This window comes from Sutcliffiella sp. NC1, assembly GCF_027594365.1.
Lineage (GTDB): Bacteria > Bacillota > Bacilli > Bacillales > Bacillaceae_I > Sutcliffiella > Sutcliffiella cohnii.
On sequence record NZ_CP115153.1, the window covers coordinates 3,903,365 to 3,922,686 of the forward strand.

The following is a 19,322-nucleotide window of genomic DNA, read 5'->3' on the forward strand; positions in this document are numbered from 1 at the left end:
TTCCTTAAAGAACAATTTGTTGAAATACTAGAATACTAGAAAATACCACTACCGTAACTACTGCAATAAATACTAGCACGAATTTCACTCTAAAATACGCAAATAACATGACCGTATTTTTCAGATCAATCATTGGTCCGTAAATTAAAAACGCAAGTAAGGAACCGGTAGAAAAAGTGGACCCAAATGAAGCAGCTACAAACGCGTCTGCCTCGGAACATAGTGACAGAACATATGCAAATGCCATCATTACAGCAGGTCCAAAGATTTCATGAGACCCAATAGCTGTTAGAAGACTACGGTCTAAAAACGTTTGAAATAAACTAGCGACAAAGGCACCGATAATGAAGTATTTACCCATTTCGAAAAATTCATCACTAGCATGATAGAAAGTAGTTTTCCACTTATTTTGTGGCTTTTCTTCCACCATTTCTTGCCTACCGATTAATTCATTTTTTGTCCAGCGTAATTGATTATTATTTTTAAAAAGTAAAAGCATAAGGAGTCCAATTATAATAGATAGAAAGAACGCTAGTCCAAATCTTCCATACAAAATAGTTGGATTGCCATTAAAAGCATAATAGGTTGAGAGTACAACGATGGGGTTTAATATTGGAGCACCAACTAATAAGACAACTCCTACGTGTAGCGGCATCCCTTTTTTTATTAGCCTCCGCACAACCGGAATTATCGCACATTCACAAATCGGAAAAATGACCCCTAATATAGCAGCTGGTATGATGGCACCGACCGCATTTTTAGGAAGAAACCTTTTAATGGTATCTTCCGAAACAAAAGTTTGAATGAGCGCAGAAGCAAAAACTCCAAGTAGTAAAAAAGGGATTGCTTCTAATACTATACTTAAAAAGATGGTATTAACATTCAACCATTGTCCAGGAATATTAAATGTTAAATCTTTTAAATCGACAAAGAAAAATAAATATAAAAACAGACCGATTAATCCTAGTCCAATAACTTCTTTCCAAACTTTTTTAAACATATTCATCTCCTTAAAAAAATATTTATAACTTTTACAATGTATTTATCAATTTCCAAGCGTTATTTTTTGTATTATATCATATCGTTTTTATATCTTTTTAAATATTTATTAAATTAGTAAGGGAAATAGATGGAAAAGTTGATTATAGAATAAAAAAAACTGCCACTTGGCAGTTTTTTTACATTAACCGAAAACTTTTGTTAATTCCATTTTATCTTGTGATAACCAGAAACGCATTAATCGTTTCGCACCTTCTAAATCATGCAATTTCGCCTGCCCACACTCTTTTTCAGTAGCAGCTGGAACAATTTCTGTTTCAAGCGCATCTGTTAGTGTAGCTTCTAGTAAATCGATAACCTCTTCTACTGTTGGTGCCCCACTTACTACTAAATAGTAACCAGTTTGGCAACCCATTGGAGAAATATCAATTATATCAAAATGATTATATTTTTCAGCATGTGTTCTTATGTTAATTGCTAATAAATGCTCTAACGTATGAATCACGTCTGGCTTCATCGCTTGTTTATTTGGTTGACAAAAACGAATATCAAATTTATTTACTTCACCGTCTGTACCTACTTTGTGTACACCACAATGGCGAACATACGGTGCTTTTACAGCATTATGATCAAGTTCAAAGCTTTCAACTGAAGGCATGAACAACACCCCTATCATTAAATTTAATACATCTCTAACATTATAACAAACTTTTATTCCGATTAAAACAATCCGAATTATTAGTTTTTCTCTTTTAATCGTTTTAGTCTATAATAATAGTAGGAGGCGACTGCTTTTGAAACAGCTTTTCTTACTTTTAATTAAATTTTACCAAAAAGTAATTTCCCCACTAAAACCACCAACATGTCGTTTTTATCCAACGTGTTCTCATTATGGAATGGAAGCAATCCAACGTTTTGGTGCTTTAAAAGGTGGCTGGCTAACTATAAAAAGAATTTTCAAATGTCACCCATTTCATCCAGGTGGTATGGATCCTGTACCTGAAAAGAAAGCAAAAAATTAATCGGCTTCGTAACCATTTATTACTACATCTAACTTTCCTGTATGAGGATCAATGACAAGTCCATGTACAGGAAGGTTAGAAGGAAGTAGGGGATGGTTATTAATAGTATCCACACTTTCACGTACACTCTCTTCTACACTTTGAAACCCTTTTAAGAAGCTCTTAATATCTACACCTGCATATTTTAATGCTTCAATTTTTTCTACAGCAATTCCACGATCTTTCATTTTTTGAATCATAGAATCTGCGTTAATACTTCCCATTCCACAATCATGATGGCCTACTACCATTACTTCATCTGCATTTAGTTCGTATACTGCTACTAATATGCTTCTCATAATACTTCCGAATGGGTGAGAAACTAATGCACCAGCATTTTTTACGATTTTCATATCTCCATGCTTAAAGTTTAGTGCACTTGGTAGTAATTCGAGTAATCTAGTGTCCATACAAGAAAGTACAACAACTTTCTTATTTGGAAACTTAGTTGTTTCGTATTTTAAATATTCTTTGTTTCTAACAAAATTACTGTTATGTTCTAAAATTTCTTCTAAAAGTTTCAACTAAATCACCTCTAAATCAAATAATTTCATAGCCCTAAAATAAATGATAAAATAAAACTGTTGTCAAAGCCAATCTTTTTTAGTAATATACATAATGTAAATCGTAATAATTACGATTAGTTAATCATATTCATTACTCAAGCGCAGAAACACACTTTTTAAATCGTAATGATTTTGATTTAATAGTTTAATAAAAGGAGAACGAAATGAAAAAAAGAATTCCAATTACTGTCTTAAGTGGATATTTAGGGGCAGGTAAAACAACCTTACTGAACCACCTCTTACATAACCGTGAAGGTTTAAAAGTCGCTGTCATTGTTAACGATATGAGCGAAATTAATATCGATTCTACTCTTATTCAACAAGGTGGTTTTACTAGAACAGAAGAAAAATTAGTAGAAATGCAAAATGGCTGCATTTGCTGTACTCTTCGTGATAATTTAATGCAAGAAGTAGATAGGTTAGTTGAGGAAGGGAGATTATATTGTCATTGAATCTTCAGGAATTAGCGAACCGATTCCTGTTGCACAAACATTTACTTACATCGATGAGGAGCTCAATATTGATTTAACAAACAAATGTCGACTAGATACGATGGTAACAGTCGTTAATGCTGAACAGTTTTGGAACGATTACCAATCAGGTGAAAGTCTATTAGATCGTAATCAAGGTAATAGTGAAGATGATAGACGTGAGATAGCTGATTTATTAATAGACCAAGTTGAATTTGCTGATGTGATTGTTTTAAATAAAATAGATTTACTTGAAGAAGAAGACTACATTAATGAACTGCACATGCTTTTGAAAAAGTTAAATCCAGGTGCCAATATTATTAATGCTAGCTATGGTCAAATTCCTTTATCCAAAATTTTAAACACTCATTTGTTTGACTTTGAAAAAGTTAGCCAAAATGCTGGTTGGATAAAGGAATTAAATGAAGAACATACTCCAGAAACAGAAGAGTACGGTATCACATCTTTTGTATACAGAAGAAAAAAACCATTTCATCCTGAGAGATTTTTAAAGTGGCTGGAAACTTGGCCAGACGAAATTGTTAGAGCAAAAGGATTCTTTTGGCTTGCAACGAGAAATAACATGGCTGGACTCCTATCACAAGCAGGAGCATCCATTATGATTCAAGGTGCTGGCGAATGGGTGGCTAGTTATAACGAAAAAGAAAGAGAACAAACGTTACGCGAAGAGCCTGAACTATTAGATGACTGGGATAGTATATATAGCGATCGAAAGAATGAACTAGTTTTCATTGGCGTAGAAATGAATAATTCAGATTTGATAGCTTCTCTAGACATCTGTCTATTAACTGAAGAGGAAATGAAGCTTGATTGGAGTTCGTTTCATGATCCATTACCAAAATTTATCGTAGAAGAATAAAAAAATATAGTTCTCAAATCGTAACCATTACGATATAATGTCAAAGGATAAAAAATATATTAACGGGGAGAGTAATATGAAAATAAAAGCAATAGTTTTTACATTTTTACTATTAATATTTACAGCTCTTGTTGGCTGTAGTAATAATAATACAACGAACGATGCAACTGAAACTAATAATAAAATTAAGGTATATACTACAATATATCCACTTGAAGATTTTACTAATAAAATTGGTGGAGAATTTGTTGATGTTGAATCCGTATATCCTCCTGGAGCAGATGCACATACGTATGAGCCAAGTACACGTGTTGTAAGTGAAATTGCTGTAGCAGATGTATTTATCTATTCAGGTGTAGGCGCAGAAGGTTTTGCTGACAAAATGAAAGATGTATTAAAAAACGAAAAAGTTATGATTATTCCTGCTGGTAAAGATATTGAATTATTAGACTATGACCATGATCACGATGCTCATGAAGAAGATCATAACCACGATCATGACCATGATCACGATGCTCATGAAGAAGATCACGACCACGATCACGATCATGAACATGATGCTCATGAAGAGGATCACGACCACAACCATGATCATGATACTCATGAAGAAGATCACGACCATGATCATGACAATGAACATGAGACACAAGAAGAAAGTCACGACCATGATCATGCACACGCACATGATGGCGATCCACATATTTGGATTGACCCTATTTTATCTATCCAATTAGCAGAAAATATTAAAGACGCACTTATTTCTTTAAACCCTGACCAAACAGAATTTTTTGAGAGTAACTTTAATGAATTAAAACAAGAATTAGAAGCAGTACACAATGAGTTTGATGAAATGGTTCAAACAGCTTCAACAAACAACATACTAGTTTCACATGCCGCTTACGGATATTGGGAACATCGTTACGGAATTAATCAAATCAGTGTGACAGGATTATCCCCAACAGATGAGCCTTCACAAAGACAATTAACTGAAATTATTAAAACAGCACAAGAAAATGATATAAAATACGTTATTTTTGATCAAAACATTACTGGAAAAATAGCAGAAATGGTTAGAACAGAGATTAATGCAGAAGCATTGACTCTGCATAACCTTGAAGCGCTAACCGAAGAAGATATAGAAAATAATGAAGATTACTTTTCTCTCATGAGGAAGAATATTGAAACATTAAGAAAAGCATTAAATTAAGACGAAAAGTGCAGGCGGCTCGCTCAGGTCAAAAGGAATTAAATTTTTTCCTAAACAACGAAAGAAGAGGAAGGCGGATTGTAACATCCCCCTTCCTTTTCTTTCGTTTATTTTTTATTTCTTAATAACGCTTGGTGTGCATTTACAATACCATGACCATAAATTTCATCATACCCATTTTTTCCAGCATCAACAGCAGTTTGCTGTAGACGTGTTTGTACTTGCATTGGGGATGGTTTTTTACCCGTATCCGCTAATACACTAGCGATGTACGCTGCCGCGGCTCCAGAAACTTGAGGAGCAGCCATTGATGTGCCACCTTTCCAACCATAGCCTTCTCCAAATAATGCTTTAGCTTCTAATCCTCTCGCTGTATTAAATGTCATATACGTTGGGACTGCACTTAAAACTAAATGTTTACTTCCACCTTGATTGTTTGGACCTAGGTCTCCACCTGGAGCCCCAAGATCAATAGCTCCGTTTCCATAGTTAGAATAGTACGCTAATCTATTTTCAGTACCAAAACCAGCACCAATAGAAGAAACTGTTACTACTCCTGGTATTTGAGCAGGTACATAAAATACTGCTCCTTTTGCTTCCCAACCGTCTGTTCTGCCTTCATTTATTTTTTCCGCGACTTTAGAAGGATTACTTAAATCGTAAGATGAATTTCCAGCGGATGCTACTACTGTAGCCCCTTTTTTCACAGCATATCTTACTGCACGTGTATACGCTGTATAATCTGCTGCGCTATTGCCACCTCTTATTTTTTCACCAGTATTTGGATTTGTATAGAACCATTGACCAAGAAGTCGCGTACCACCTAAGCTCATATTAATAACATCGACACCGTCATTTGCAGCAGCAATAATCGCATCCGTAATCCAAATTTGTTGTGCCCCACCGGTAGCTCCAAAAACTCGATAAGAACGTAATGTAACACCAGGTGCTACCCCTTTCATTCTACCATCAGCACCAATTGTACCTGCTACGTGAGTACCATGACTATTCCAATCCCAAGAGTCAGTTGTCCCAGGTACGAATGTTTTAGATCCTTCTAGATCAACATTTGCAACTAGATCCGGATGATTAAAATCAAATCCTGTATCGATAACAGCTACAACCACTTCACTTCTTCCCTCTTTATTAATACTATGGCTAGCCCCATTGTTTGTCACCTGCTCAATATCCCATTGATAACCCGATTCCCAAATATTCTCGATAATATTAGTGTTTGTTTCTACCTCGTTACCATCTGTTTCAAATTCAGGTAATTCAAGATTTACTTCTACGGAAGGTCCAATAGATAACACTTGTTTATTTTTCAACATTTCTTTTAGAAAAGTTCCTGGATTATTTGTTGCAACTTCAATTACACCAATTTGTGGTACTTCATATGTAATTTGTCCTCCTGCTTTTGAAACAAGTGTATTCACATTTGAAGGTAAATTCTCCGACTGAAATACTACTAACAGTCGCTGTTCATGAAGTGATGCGTTAACTGTGGAAGTGTTCCCAAAACTTAATGAAGAAAAAGCTAAAATTAATACTAATGTTGCGGAAAAAATTGATTTCAACACCTTTGCCATTCCATTCCCTCCCTATAATAAAAGTCTATTTAACTTAGACAACCCTATTTTATTGTATAAGTAGGAAAAATGCGTCAACCGATAGCACTAATTTTCAAAATATTCAAAATAGGTTTTTCTACTCTTTTTTTATTGAAAATAAGTAGAATGTTATTAAAAAACGCAAAAAAGCGTATAAGAGATATATACACTCTTTTACGCTTCATTTAATTCTCCTCTTGAAAAAGCCTCTCTATTTCTTCCTTTGATAAATCTTTCCCGATTAAAATAATTTTAGGTGATTCATTCTCATTAATTTTATGTACAGATAATTGCTTAGCTGCGTATTGAAATTCATATAAGTCATTTGACGTATCTAAATAAACAATCCCTTTTGCCCTAATTACTTTCGTTGCTAATGACTTTAACTTTTCTTCTAGCTGCTTGCGAGTAATTGGTTTAGCCCACTTCATTTTTATTGCTTCAATATGATGGTGATGATGGTGATCTTGTTCACTCACCTCTACAACATGTACCCTTTTTTCTAACAATATTTCAAGTGGAATTTCTCCATGAGTCGTCTGATACATCGGAATATCTCGATTCATCTCAAGTAAGATTTTTCTCTCTACCTTTTTCAATTCTTTTTCAGATACTAAGTCAATTTTATTTATAATAAGTAAGGAAGCAGCTTCAATCTGTTCCTTAAGGAGTGCTCTAATTTCTTTAGAACTTGCAAAAAAGCTTTGATATTCTAAATAGTGACTTGCATCAACGATACTTATCATAGATTGTAGCTCAAACGTATCAATAAAATGAGGATCAAAAAGTATGTCTCGGATTTCTAACGGGTTTGCTACACCGGTTCCTTCAATTAGTAACACATCAATGGGCTCATTTTTTAATGATTGGAGCGTACCCTTTAAATCACCTTGGATCGTACAACATATACAGCCATTTAAAAGTTCAATCATCTTTTCTTCACTAAAGAGATGTTTCTCTACGTTTTCATCTCCTAGTTCATTTAATATAATGCCAGGCTGTTTATTCTCCTTTTTGAAGTGGTTAATCATGTGAAGTAAAACCGTTGTTTTTCCACTACCTAAAAATCCACTAATAACGTAGACAGGTATCTTTTTCATGACCTTCCTCCTTATTTTTCCCTCTATTATCGTTATTCCCATTTATCGCTTTCATACTCATTATTGTATACTTTATTATAACATAAAGCGTAACAATTACGATTTATGTAATATTTGAATAACCACTGAAATAAATAAATGGTGAGTATAATATGAAAAGACACGTTGAGGAAAATGCACCTTGCACTCCCACTTATTAACAGAATTATCTTCTTTTTGACGATACATAATAATGTTGTATCTTCTGAAAAAGGGGGCACAACAATGGGAAGAGAAGTTGAAGTTTTATGTGAAGTGAAAAACTGTCACTATTGGGGACAAGGAAACCTTTGTAATGCAGATGCCATTTATGTTGTATCACATAGAGGTACTGAAGCATCTGATTCGAAGGAAACGGATTGTAAAACATTTGAACCAAGCACTAGCATGTAAAAAAAGTAGCAGTTCCAGATTTACACTGGAACTGCTCTTAATTGGAGCTCGATTGAACGAATTTTTTACGAACTAACCATTTAATAAAAATCCCATGTTTCGGGGAGAAGAAAAAGCATAAAACAAAAAGAATCCCTGCCATTGTTGCCATTGAACCTGAAATAGACACATTTAAAATAGATGCTGCGTAATACCCTAAACCTGCTGCTAGAACACCAAGTAAAGCACTTAGTAGTAACATAATACTTAGTCTATCTGTTAATAAATATGCACTTGCTCCAGGGGCTATTAACATAGCAACAACTAGTATAGCACCAACGCTATCAAAAGAAGCAACGGTTGTTATAGAAAGCATTCCCATCAGTACGTAATGAATAAACATAACCGGAATTCCAATCGCTGTTGCCATTTCAGGATCAAACGAGGTTATTTTTAATTCCTTATAGAAAATTACGATTAAAGTGAGGTTAATGAAAAGAACTATCCCTAACATCCAAACTGCTATTGGTCCTAAATCCACTCCACCTATTTCCCAAGTATTCCACGGTACGAAGGCAATCTCACCCATTAGAGCATGATCCACATCTAAATGAATTCTGCCAGCATAAAGAGAGATTAGTACTACTCCAAGTGCAAATAAGGAAGTAAAGACTACCCCTATTGCAGCATCTGATTGAACTCCTGAGGAATGGAGGAGCTGTACAAAAAATGCTGTTAACAAACCAACAATTATAGCACCAGCAAACATATAGATTCCTTCCATACTACTGCTAACCAAATACGCTGCTACGATTCCAAGTAAAACAGTGTGACTAATTGCATCTGCTAACATAGCCATCTTTCTTAAAATTAGAAAGCATCCAGTAATACCACAAGTAATACCGACGAGAGAACCAGTTACGATAATCCATGCTTCGTACGTCATGAATGTCCTGCCTCCCTTTTGCTTATCATTTGGTAGTTTCGTTCTTTACTATTTTTTAATTGATATAATGATAAGGCAATCGGTTCTCTTCCGAATTCTTTGAGTAAATGTGTTAGCTGTTGTATTAATTCTTTTGGTTCGTTGAGCACATTATATCCACTTTCTCGCCAATTTAATTCTGGAAATTGACTTTCATTCATTAAATACATATCTAATAATCTTTCTTTTAACACAATTTCATGCGCTATAAATAACCCTTTTTCGGTTAAATAAATTTGATAGTTTTCGTCTATAGAAATTAATTTTTCCTTCATTAATCTTTTATAAATAAAAGGAGTGAATAAGGAGTTTTCACTCTCTTTAATATTAACAACACCTATACAATTGGAAGAAGCTAATGATTTTTCTGTCTCATTATATAAACTAGTTAGGATGTTTTCTAGTACAACTTGTTTTCTGACCATTAATAGTTTATATGCTTGGAATAGCACTCCTCTTTTTACACCAAATAATAAGGAAAACAAAAACATCATAGTTGCTGCTAGAATAATTAATGGCCCGGTAGGCATTCCTCTAGTTAGGGTACTAAGAAGGGTTCCTATTACTCCAGACACACCTCCAATGACTCCTGAAATAATAACCATATAATCTAGCCTTTCTGTCCAATACCTTGCAGAAATTGCCGGAGTAATTAACATCGCCGCCATTAGAACAACTCCAACTGCTTGAAGACCAATCACTACCGCACAGACAATTAAAGTCATTAATAAGCCATTTAGCCATTTAACAGGTAACCCAATTCCTTGTGCAAATTGTGCATCAAAAGTTATTAACTTTAATTCTTTGAATAATAGAATGGTAGTTGCTATAAGAATTATAGAAACAGTTGTTATAATGTTTACATCACTGCCTACAATTGAAGCTGCCTGCCCAAAAATGAAAGAATCTAAGCCTGCTTGATTCCCTTTACCTAGCTGTTGAATGTAAGTTAATAACGTAATTCCTAATCCGAAAAACACACTTAATACTAATCCAATCGCTGTATCTTCCTTAATTCTCGAGTGCTTAATTATCGCTTGAATACAATAAGTACCTATTAAACCAGATAAGGCGGCACCAATCATAAACCACGACATAGACTTAGCCCCATAAATAAGAAATGCAATACAAATACCAGGCAAAGCGGCATGGGCCATCGCATCTCCTAATAAGCTTTGCTTTCTTAGTAAAGCAAAACTACCTAAAACACCACTGGCGATACCTAACAAGGACGTACCAATTAATACCCATTGTACATTGGGATCTTGAAGCATTTGTAAGAGGAAATCCATATTTTCACCCCTACTGTTCGATTAGCGTATTATTTTGATCTAAAAACGCTAATCTCCCACCATATGTTTTTTGTAAATTTTCAATTGTAAAGACTTCATTAGTAGGCCCTAGTGCTACTTTACGTAAGTTTAGAAGTAATACCCAGTCAAAATATTCTTTAACAGTTTGTAAGTCATGATGTACGACTAGTACTGTTTTCCCTTGTTCTTTTAATTCATTTAAAATTGTAATGATTGCCTTCTCCGTTGCTGCATCTACCCCTACAAACGGTTCATCCATAAAATAGATGCTAGCATCTTGTGCTAACGCTCTAGCAAGAAACACTCTCTGTTGCTGACCTCCTGAAAGTTGGCTAATTTGACGTTTAGCATATTCTTCCATTCCAACTTTATCAAGGCATTCAAGAGCATAAGCAATGTCCTTTTTGTTTGGCCTCTTAAACCAACCGATATGCCCATATCTCCCCATTAATACTACATCTAAGGCATTTGTTGGGAAATCCCAATCAACAGAGCCTCTTTGCGGTACATAACCAATTAATTTTCTTTGACTTTTATATTGCCTATCGTATATAGTTACATGCCCTGTTGCTCTCGGAATTAATTCCAGTATTGCTTTTATTAAAGTAGATTTTCCGGCACCGTTTGGACCTATTATTCCAATTAGCTTTCCTTCAGGAATCGAAAAGCTTACTTCTTTTAAAACAGGTTTTCGATTATACGCAACAGTTAAATTTTCCACTTTTAATGGGTCCATAATATTTTTCTTCACATCCTTAACGTTAATGAAACAATTAAGAAGGATGGGCATTTGACATACAATTTCTCAAATACCCACTCCTCCCATATTATTTAAGTGCATCTACAATGGTTCTTATATTATGTTTAAACATTCCTATATACGTTCCTTCTTCTGTTCCAGCATCTCCCATTGCATCTGAGTATAGTTCTCCACCTATAACTACTTCATGGCCTCTGCTTTTTGCACCTTCCACAACAGATCTTATAGATTCATCGGATATACTACTTTCTACAAAAACTGCTTTTATATTGCGTGTTGTAATAACCTCGATTAATTCACGAACATCGTGCAAGCCATATTCAGCATCTGTACTTAATCCTTGTAAGCCCATTACTTCAATGCTATACGCACTACCGAAATATTGAAAAGCGTCATGAGCTGTAATTAATACTCTACTCTCTTCAGGGATCGATTTTATTTCTTCTATTGCCCATTCGTGTAAATCCGTTATTTCAGCTATATAGCTATCCGCATTTTTTTCATAAAACTCTTTATTATCGTTATCAAGCTTAATAAGCTCTTCTTTAATAGCTTCCACTACATGAATCCATAAGTTTATATCAAACCACACGTGAGGATCAGGCATACCAGCCTCTTCTTCATCCTCTAACAATAAATGTGCAGGTATCGTTTCCGCTACTGCAATAGTAGGTTTGTCTTTTTCCATATTTTTAAATATTTCTCCCATTTTTCCTTCTAAATTTAAACCATTATAAAAAATAATGTCAGCATTACTTAGTTTCGAAATATCACCTTGAGAAGCATTATATGCATGTGGGTCAATACCAGGGCCCATTAATGATTCAACTTTAACTTTTTCTCCTCCAACATTTTTAACAACATCTGCAATTTGTGCAATTGTAGTTGTTACGTGAATTTCATTTCTTTCCTCAGAGCTTGTGTTATTTGATGAGCAACCTACGAATAGTAACATGCAACCAACTACGGATATTACTAAAAACTTTTTAATAAGATTCATTTTCCCTAACTCCCCTTTTTTGTATTAGGATATAAAAGTTTCCTTAAGGCAAAAAATAATGTAAAAAAAGACATAAGCTAAAATTAATGTATGCAGTCTTTTTTATGTGGTGCAAACACTTATTTGATTATATGCATTTTTTTAGACTATATCACAAAAAGTTTCCCTAATACAAAAATTAAACCTTGAGCAAACTTTTGTCAATATATTTTTTTGAAAAGTTGATTTATTTTTTTACTTTTTAATATAGCTTTTATACAAAGAAAAAAAGCTAACATAGTGTTCAACTAGTTAGCTCCGTTTTGATGTAGTAGATCTTTTAATTTTCTTCTTTGTAATTTATTTGTCGCATTACGTGGTAATGTATCTACAAACATAATTCGTTTCGGTATTTTATATTTCGCAAGTCTATCGTATAAAAAGTTCATGATGTCTTCTTTCGTCGTTTTGGCACCTGACTTTAAAACGACAAAAGCGTTTGGAACTTCGCCCCATTTTTCATCTTCGACACCCGTAACACCCGAGTCTATAACATCAGGATGAGATTGAAGCACACTTTCAATTTCGGCTGGATATATATTTTCCCCACCTGATATGATTAAATCACTTCTTCTATCTAAGACATATAAAAAACCTTCATCATCTAGATAGCCAATATCTCCTGTATATAACCATCCATCTTCAAAACTAGCACGATGGAGATAACCTGTTGTCACATTAGGACCTTTTACTACAATTTCTCCAGGAGAATTTGGGCCCTGTTCGACGCCGTCTACAACAATTTTTAATTGACAAGGAAATAACGCTTTTCCACTAGAACCGACTTTGGATATTGCATCCGTTGCAGATAATGTAACAATTTGTGAGCATGTTTCCGTCATGCCATAAGTTTGAACGACTGGTATGTTTTTTTCATGACATCTTTCCAACATTGATAAAGGAACAGGACCGCCTCCAGCTAACATACATCGAAAGGACGTTGGATAGCTCTCTTCCCCTAATTCGTCAACTAATTTGGAAAGCATAGTCGTGACAACAGATATAATTGTCACTTTTTCCGACCGAATAGCTTTATTTACTTTTTTCGGATCAAATTTAGTATGTAAGACAACCTCCATTCCATAAATCACACCGCGCATCAAAATAGAAAGTCCACTTATATGAAATAATGGAACTGCAATTAGCCAACAATCATCTTCTCTTATCCCTAAATTTAAAGCGGATGCTGTCGCACTCCAATAATGATTACCGTAAGTCTGTTTTACCCCTTTTGGAAAACCGGTTGTTCCTGATGTATACATGATAGTATCTGTATCAGAAAGGTTAAATTCGTGTTGTATTGGAACCTCTTCATATTTCACAGTATTGTCAATGGTTGAAAAGGAGTATACAAAGGAATGATTCCAAGGTTCTTGTAATAGCGAACATTTCTCCTCATCCGTTATGATTATTTTCGAATCAGAATCCTTTACTTGATATGTTAACTCTTCAACTGTTAATCGAGTATTGTGTAAAACAGTAATACAGCCAATATTTTTTAAAGCAAAGATTAGTTCCATTAGATTTAAACTGTTTTCCATATAAATGGAGACATAATCTCCTTTTCGTATTCCAAATGATGCTATTTTATATGCTAATTCTTTACTGCGTGTAAATAGTTGCTCAAACGTTATGCTACTCGTTTCAGTCTTAATTGCCATTTTTGCAGGTGATATTTGGGCCCTTTTTTCTAGAAAATTGGGTAGTACCAATTCCATAAAAATCCCTTCCTTTCATACGGGGCAATTCATGAATGTAAGCATATACACTTGAAATAGCCCATTCAAACAAACTTTGTTTAGAATCCAGAAATAAAAGAAGGATACCTCTTAAACCCTTAAGTTTAAGAGACATCCTAACTTTTCCTTAATATTAAGGGAAACGTGGGAATTGTCCAAAGTCTGGTTTTCTCTTCTCTTTAAAGGCATCTCGACCTTCTTTTGCTTCGTCAGTCGTGTAGTAAAGAAGAGTAGCATCTCCAGCAAATTGCTGAATACCAGCTAAACCATCTGTGTCTGCATTGAATGCAGCTTTTAAGAAACGAAGAGCTGTTGGACTTTTCTCTAACATTTCTTCACACCATTTAACAGTTTCTGCTTCTAATTCCTCTAGAGGAACAACAGTATTTACTAAGCCCATATCTAACGCTTCTTGTGCGTTATATTGGCGGCATAAGTACCAAATCTCACGAGCTTTTTTATGACCTACGATGCGAGCTAAATATCCTGAACCGTAACCGGCATCAAAGCTACCAACTTTAGGTCCTGTTTGTCCAAAGACAGCATTATCAGCAGCAATCGTTAAGTCACAAACGATGTGGAGTACATGTCCCCCACCAATTGCATAACCAGCAACCATCGCAACAACTGGTTTAGGTGTTACCCGTATTAAACGTTGTAAATCAAGGACATTTAGACGAGGAATTTCATCTTCTCCAACATATCCACCATGTCCACGTACTTTTTGGTCGCCACCTGAACAGAATGCCTTGCCGCCTTCACCAGATAAAATAATTACACCAACATCTGCGTTGTCTCTAGCGCGAGAAAATGCATCAATTAGCTCATGTACTGTTTTCGGACGGAATGCGTTATGTACTTCTGGTCTGTTAATAGAGATCTTTGCAATTCCATTATATGTTTGATATAAAATATCTTCATACTCACGTTCTGTTACCCATTCAATTGCCATTACTCTTCCTCCTCTAACTTAATTTCGACAAAACTCACTTACTATTTTACCAAATTTTTCGGCTTGTTCCACATGAATTGCATGTCCTGCTTCTAAAAATTTATAAAAAGTTGCATTTGGTAACAAATCATTCATTTCTTTCCCTATTTTTACGAACTTCTGGTCAAGTTCTCCTGTTAGGATTAAAACTGGAAGCGAAAGAAGGGGAAGGTGGTCCCATAAAGGTGGTTGGCAACCTGTGCCAATTCCACGCAAACTATTTGCGAGACCCTTTTCATTATTTTGCAATTTTTGCTTACGAATAGCTTCCCATTTTTCATCGTCTAAAAATTGTTTTTGAGATGCGAATAAAGGGATATTCATCCAGAAATCGACAAACGAATCTAACCCATTATTTTCAATTTTTAAAGCTAGTAATTCATCTTGTACTACTCTATCTTTTCTTTCTATCTCTGTTCGAAGTCCAGGAGACGCGCTTTCTAAAACAAGTTTATTAACTAAGTGTGGATAACGATTCGCGAAAGATAAAGCAATCCTGCCTCCCATAGAATACCCTACAACTGTTACCTTATTATACCCTAAAGACTCGATAATCTCCTTTAAATCCTCCAGTGTGTGTTCCATTGAATAACGGTGATGAGGAAGTGGAGAATCGCTTTTACCATGCCCTAGTAAATCTACTAGTATAAATGTAAATTTTGATTTATCGTTAAAATGATCAATTATTTTACTCCAATTACTATGTTGTCCAGTAAAACCGTGAAGAAATAGGAGATGTTTTGGCCCATTACCAATTGTTCGAACAAAATATTCGACATCTCTTATTTTCATCAAAATTCCTTCTTTCTTGACAGTTGGATTTCCCGGGAAACATTTTCCCACATTTTTCGATGAAGCTGCTCATTTTCCAATCGATTTGTCGAAACTTCAATAACGTTCAGTCCTTTAGTCGAAAAAGCGTGCTCCATTTTTTCGTGGAAATCCTGCCAATTTTCGACTTTGTCGTATTGACCATTGTAAAGAGCAACAGCATGTCCAAAAGGTAAATCGGTAGGGGTACCAAATAACGCTTCAAAATGCTTTTCCACTTTCGACTGAGGGAGGAAGGAAAATATCCCGCCACCGTTATTATTAATTAATACGATGGTAATATTTAAATTTAATAATTTTGCAGCGAGTAATCCATTCATATCATGATAGAAGGACAAATCACCAATGACTAAAACAGTATGTTCATGAACAGAGCTTGCTGCCAATGCAGAAGAAACAACGCCATCTATTCCGTTCGCTCCTCTGTTAGCAAGTAATTTTATACGTTTATCATTTGTGAAGAAGAAAGTATCTAAATCACGAATTGGCATACTATTACCAACAAATAAGCAAGAAGAAGCCGGTAAGATTTGCTGTAATTGTGAGATTACTTTTCCTTCAAATAGTGGAACATCATCTAAATGATTGGTTAACACCTTTTTTGTTGTTTCATTTATTAATAAAAATTTATTTAACCAATCAGCCTGCTCATTTACTACTGGTAATTTTGGCAAAATCGCCTCACAAAATAAAGCTTCGTCGCTATGAATGATATGGGTAGCTTGTAACGTTGGGTCCCGCCACGTACCATCTCCATCTACAATTAACTGTAAACAGTCAGTCTTTTTTATGTATAAGCTTAAAAACTTAGAAACAGGCATCGAACCGAAGCGAATAATCACTTCAGGCTTAAGTTCCTGTAGAGCATGTTCACCTCGTAAAAAAGCATCGTATCCTTCTACAATGACTTGTTTACGATGTACTCCACTTCTTAATTGAGAAAGTGGATCAGCTAAGATTGGGTATTGTAATTTTTCTGCAAGTGCTACAATTTGGGCACGCAGGTGCTCGTCATCTTTTATTTCACCACAAACAATAACACCTTTCTTGTTTTCGGACAACAGTGTTGAAATTTTTATAGCTTCAGATTCCGTAATTGTTAATTTACCTAAATTATTTTCCATAATGGAGAGCACTTTTTCATGATGTCTTGTCCAAATTTTTTCTAAACTTAAATCTGGTACAAGTGGCTCAGCTAAAGGGAAATTTAAATGTACTGGACCTGATGGTGCTGCAAGTGCTGTCCCGGTTGCTCTAGCTGCAACAGTCCTCACATACTGTAGTTTTCCCTTGTCTTCTGATGGTAGTGACATTTCTACAAACCACTTTGCGTAATCACCATAAAGTTTTATTTGATCAATTGCTTGCGGAGCACCAACGTCTCTCAGTTCATGCGGTCGGTCTGCTGTAATAACTACTAGCGGAATTCTCGAGTAATACGCTTCAACAATTGCTGGGTAGTAGTTAGTTGCAGCTGTACCTGAAGTACATAAAAGTGCAACTGCCTTTCCAGTTACTTTGGCAAGTCCTAATGCATAAAATGCTGCTGACCGTTCATCGATTAAAACTTTAATATTTAAATTGGGATGTTCAGCCATCATGATGGCTATAGGTGTTGAACGTGAACCTGGACTAATAACTACTTCGTTAACACCGCTTTTCACGAGCTCATCCACAAAGGCTCCAATATAATAAGTTAACTCACTCGTTGCTGTCATGATGACGGATGCCTCCTAAAGCCGATAGCATCGGTTTAAATTTAATTCTAGTTTCTTCATATTCACTCTCTGGATCAGAGTTTTCTACAATTCCACAACCTGCAAATAAGGAAGCTTCCTTCTCTTGTAGGAGAGCAGAACGTATGGCAACAGCAAACTCGCCATCACCCTTCAAATTCATCCAGCCGATTGGACCTGCATACCATCCACGGTCAAGCACTTCTACCTCTCTTATCGTTTCTAATGATATCTCTTTCGGGTAGCCACCAAGTGCAGGTGTTGGGTGAAGCCTTTCAATTAGTTGAAATATGGACACGTCATCCTTTAGCTCCCCTATCACAGATGTAAATAAATGTTGGATGTGCTTTAATTTATACAATTTAGGACGATCACCTGTTGTTACTTGTTGACATACTGCTTTAAGCGAGTTACTAATCATTTGTACGACAAAATCGTGCTCTTGTAGGTTTTTACTGTCTGATAGTAGCGTATCTCCTAAATTTTCATCCTCAGCTATTGTTTTTCCTCGTGCAATCGATCCAGCTAAACACATCGACTTTACTATCTCACTTTCTTTTTGAACCAATTGTTCTGGACTTGCCCCAATAAAGCAATTATCCTCGCGTTCAAATGCAAATACATAACAGCTTGGTTGTTCTTCTAGTAGAATACTTAGTACACTTTCAACATTTATTGAATCAAGAAATTTCGTCCTTAATTCTCTTGCAAGGACCACCTTATCCATATGACCAGCTACAATTCTTCGCTTCACTTCTTCTATAGATTGCTTCCACTCTATAGGATCCATTTCCAAAAAGGAAGAGAGTTCAGAAGAGCCGTAAGAATGCGTTCCATCCTTTAATAAGGCTTCCTCAAGCAAAAGAGTTTGATTTACCTTTTCCTTCGACGTATCTGTAAAAAAATTATACGTTAAAAATGATTCATCGTCTTTTATGGTAAGCATAACGGTCGGTAATACAAATTCCGTATGCGCGAACTTTTCCCATAACGGTGTCCGCTCTCTCTTAGGGTCAAATGAAAACCCTCCAAACATATATGGTCCAATATGTGAATTCGGAGAATGACAAAAAGAATTAGCAACAATTTGCTTCCATCTTTTTTCGATTTCAAGATATCTTTCTTTTCCATTTTCATTTGAACTAAATTGCAACGTAATTCCTAAGCCCACAATCATTTCATTACGTGCTCTATTTGTCCAAAAAAAGCGTTGACCTTTAAAATTAGCACTTCCATTGTGGAAGAATTGTAGGGGATTAATTTCACTTATTTTCTTTGTATAACTATATAAAACTTCTTTGCTTCTATTTAATGAATCCCAGCCGTTCCAAAAATGTTTCCACTTGCTCTTCTGTAACGTAACCAATTTGCTCCCCCCAAAAACTTTAACCGTAAGACAAAAGTCTCTTAATCACTCCTTTTAAGATACACCTGTCATTACTTTTATGTCAATAAAATGAACCGCTTTCAACTTTTTTCTTCTATATAAATGTATGTTTTCCAAACGTTCCCTTTGTTTCTTCTACTTAATCGTTGACACTAATTAAACCTTTACTTAAACTTAAACTGTATTTATAATTTATACGTTATGCAAAAAAACATTCACCTCCATATTGGGGAAGGA

17 protein-coding genes and 1 pseudogene are annotated in these 19,322 nt (G+C 35.2%); 4 read left to right on the top strand and 14 right to left on the bottom strand.

Features of this window, described 5'->3' with window-relative positions; all coding sequences use genetic code 11:
- Positions 1–4 precede the first annotated feature (4 nt).
- Both O1A01_RS20290 and O1A01_RS20295 read right to left on the bottom strand, forming a co-directional pair.
- The gene (locus tag O1A01_RS20290) at positions 5–1,006 is read right to left on the bottom strand and encodes a permease (RefSeq protein ID WP_066415569.1); all 1,002 of its coding nucleotides are present in this window, start codon (positions 1,004–1,006) and stop codon (positions 5–7) included.
- A 177-nt stretch (positions 1,007–1,183) separates the two neighbouring features.
- Positions 1,184–1,657 carry an S-ribosylhomocysteine lyase gene (locus tag O1A01_RS20295; RefSeq protein ID WP_066415571.1) on the bottom strand — a complete coding sequence of 158 codons (474 nt, stop codon included), beginning with the start codon at positions 1,655–1,657 and terminating at the stop codon, positions 1,184–1,186.
- Between the two features lie 136 nt (positions 1,658–1,793).
- On the opposite strand from O1A01_RS20295, the gene yidD reads away from it, so the two are divergent.
- A complete protein-coding gene (yidD, locus tag O1A01_RS20300; protein ID WP_066415574.1) occupies positions 1,794–2,021 on the top strand; it encodes a membrane protein insertion efficiency factor YidD in 228 nt (75 codons plus the stop codon).
- Here the strand turns inward: yidD and O1A01_RS20305 are convergent.
- The gene (locus tag O1A01_RS20305; RefSeq protein ID WP_270064837.1) at positions 2,018–2,584 is read right to left on the bottom strand and encodes a beta-class carbonic anhydrase; all 567 of its coding nucleotides are present in this window, start codon (positions 2,582–2,584) and stop codon (positions 2,018–2,020) included. The genes yidD and O1A01_RS20305 overlap by 4 nt on opposite strands.
- Before the next feature lie 206 nt (positions 2,585–2,790).
- Here O1A01_RS20305 and O1A01_RS20310 point away from each other — a divergent pair.
- Together O1A01_RS20310 and O1A01_RS20315 are read left to right on the top strand one after the other, a co-directional pair.
- A pseudogene (locus O1A01_RS20310) lies at positions 2,791–3,976 on the top strand (GTP-binding protein).
- Positions 3,977–4,052: 76 nt separating this feature from the next.
- A complete protein-coding gene (locus O1A01_RS20315; protein WP_270064838.1) occupies positions 4,053–5,183 on the top strand; it encodes a metal ABC transporter solute-binding protein, Zn/Mn family in 1,131 nt (376 codons plus the stop codon).
- A 107-nt stretch (positions 5,184–5,290) separates the two neighbouring features.
- Here the strand turns inward: O1A01_RS20315 and O1A01_RS20320 are convergent, their stop codons facing one another.
- Together O1A01_RS20320 and O1A01_RS20325 are read right to left on the bottom strand one after the other, a co-directional pair.
- Entirely contained in the window at positions 5,291–6,772 is a 1,482-nt protein-coding gene (locus O1A01_RS20320; RefSeq protein WP_270064839.1) for a S8 family serine peptidase, read from the bottom strand.
- Between the two features lie 206 nt (positions 6,773–6,978).
- Positions 6,979–7,893 (bottom strand): CobW family GTP-binding protein, encoded by a 915-nt coding sequence (locus O1A01_RS20325; protein ID WP_270064840.1) that lies wholly within the window; start codon positions 7,891–7,893, stop codon positions 6,979–6,981.
- 264 nt (positions 7,894–8,157) lie between these two features.
- Between O1A01_RS20325 and O1A01_RS20330 the strand changes: the two genes are divergently transcribed.
- Complete coding sequence (locus O1A01_RS20330) at positions 8,158–8,325, top strand: DUF1540 domain-containing protein (RefSeq protein ID WP_084380401.1); 168 nt, start codon at positions 8,158–8,160, stop codon at positions 8,323–8,325.
- A 37-nt stretch (positions 8,326–8,362) separates the two neighbouring features.
- Here the strand turns inward: O1A01_RS20330 and O1A01_RS20335 are convergent, their stop codons facing one another.
- The 9 genes from O1A01_RS20335 to O1A01_RS20375 all read right to left on the bottom strand — a co-directional run bounded on the left by O1A01_RS20335 (position 8,363) and on the right by O1A01_RS20375 (position 19,064).
- The gene (locus tag O1A01_RS20335) at positions 8,363–9,250 is read right to left on the bottom strand and encodes a metal ABC transporter permease (protein ID WP_066415585.1); all 888 of its coding nucleotides are present in this window, start codon (positions 9,248–9,250) and stop codon (positions 8,363–8,365) included.
- Complete coding sequence (locus O1A01_RS20340; RefSeq protein ID WP_066415587.1) at positions 9,247–10,581, bottom strand: metal ABC transporter permease; 1,335 nt, start codon at positions 10,579–10,581, stop codon at positions 9,247–9,249. The genes O1A01_RS20335 and O1A01_RS20340 overlap by 4 nt, the downstream gene beginning before the upstream one ends.
- A gap of 10 nt (positions 10,582–10,591) precedes the next feature.
- Positions 10,592–11,338, bottom strand: a complete 747-nt coding sequence (locus O1A01_RS20345) for a metal ABC transporter ATP-binding protein (protein WP_270064841.1) — start codon at positions 11,336–11,338, stop codon at positions 10,592–10,594.
- 91 nt (positions 11,339–11,429) lie between these two features.
- The gene (locus O1A01_RS20350) at positions 11,430–12,362 is read right to left on the bottom strand and encodes a metal ABC transporter solute-binding protein, Zn/Mn family (RefSeq protein ID WP_094366161.1); all 933 of its coding nucleotides are present in this window, start codon (positions 12,360–12,362) and stop codon (positions 11,430–11,432) included.
- Positions 12,363–12,649: 287 nt separating this feature from the next.
- A complete protein-coding gene (locus O1A01_RS20355; RefSeq protein WP_066415592.1) occupies positions 12,650–14,119 on the bottom strand; it encodes an o-succinylbenzoate--CoA ligase in 1,470 nt (489 codons plus the stop codon).
- 154 nt (positions 14,120–14,273) lie between these two features.
- Positions 14,274–15,092, bottom strand: a complete 819-nt coding sequence (gene menB / locus O1A01_RS20360; protein ID WP_066415593.1) for a 1,4-dihydroxy-2-naphthoyl-CoA synthase — start codon at positions 15,090–15,092, stop codon at positions 14,274–14,276.
- 18 nt (positions 15,093–15,110) lie between these two features.
- The gene (gene menH, locus O1A01_RS20365; protein ID WP_270064842.1) at positions 15,111–15,923 is read right to left on the bottom strand and encodes a 2-succinyl-6-hydroxy-2,4-cyclohexadiene-1-carboxylate synthase; all 813 of its coding nucleotides are present in this window, start codon (positions 15,921–15,923) and stop codon (positions 15,111–15,113) included.
- A complete protein-coding gene (gene menD, locus O1A01_RS20370; protein WP_270064843.1) occupies positions 15,923–17,680 on the bottom strand; it encodes a 2-succinyl-5-enolpyruvyl-6-hydroxy-3-cyclohexene-1-carboxylic-acid synthase in 1,758 nt (585 codons plus the stop codon). The genes menH and menD overlap by 1 nt, the downstream gene beginning before the upstream one ends.
- Entirely contained in the window at positions 17,664–19,064 is a 1,401-nt protein-coding gene (locus O1A01_RS20375) for an isochorismate synthase (protein ID WP_270064844.1), read from the bottom strand. Before O1A01_RS20375 ends, menD begins: the two co-directional genes overlap by 17 nt.
- Positions 19,065–19,322 lie beyond the last annotated feature (258 nt).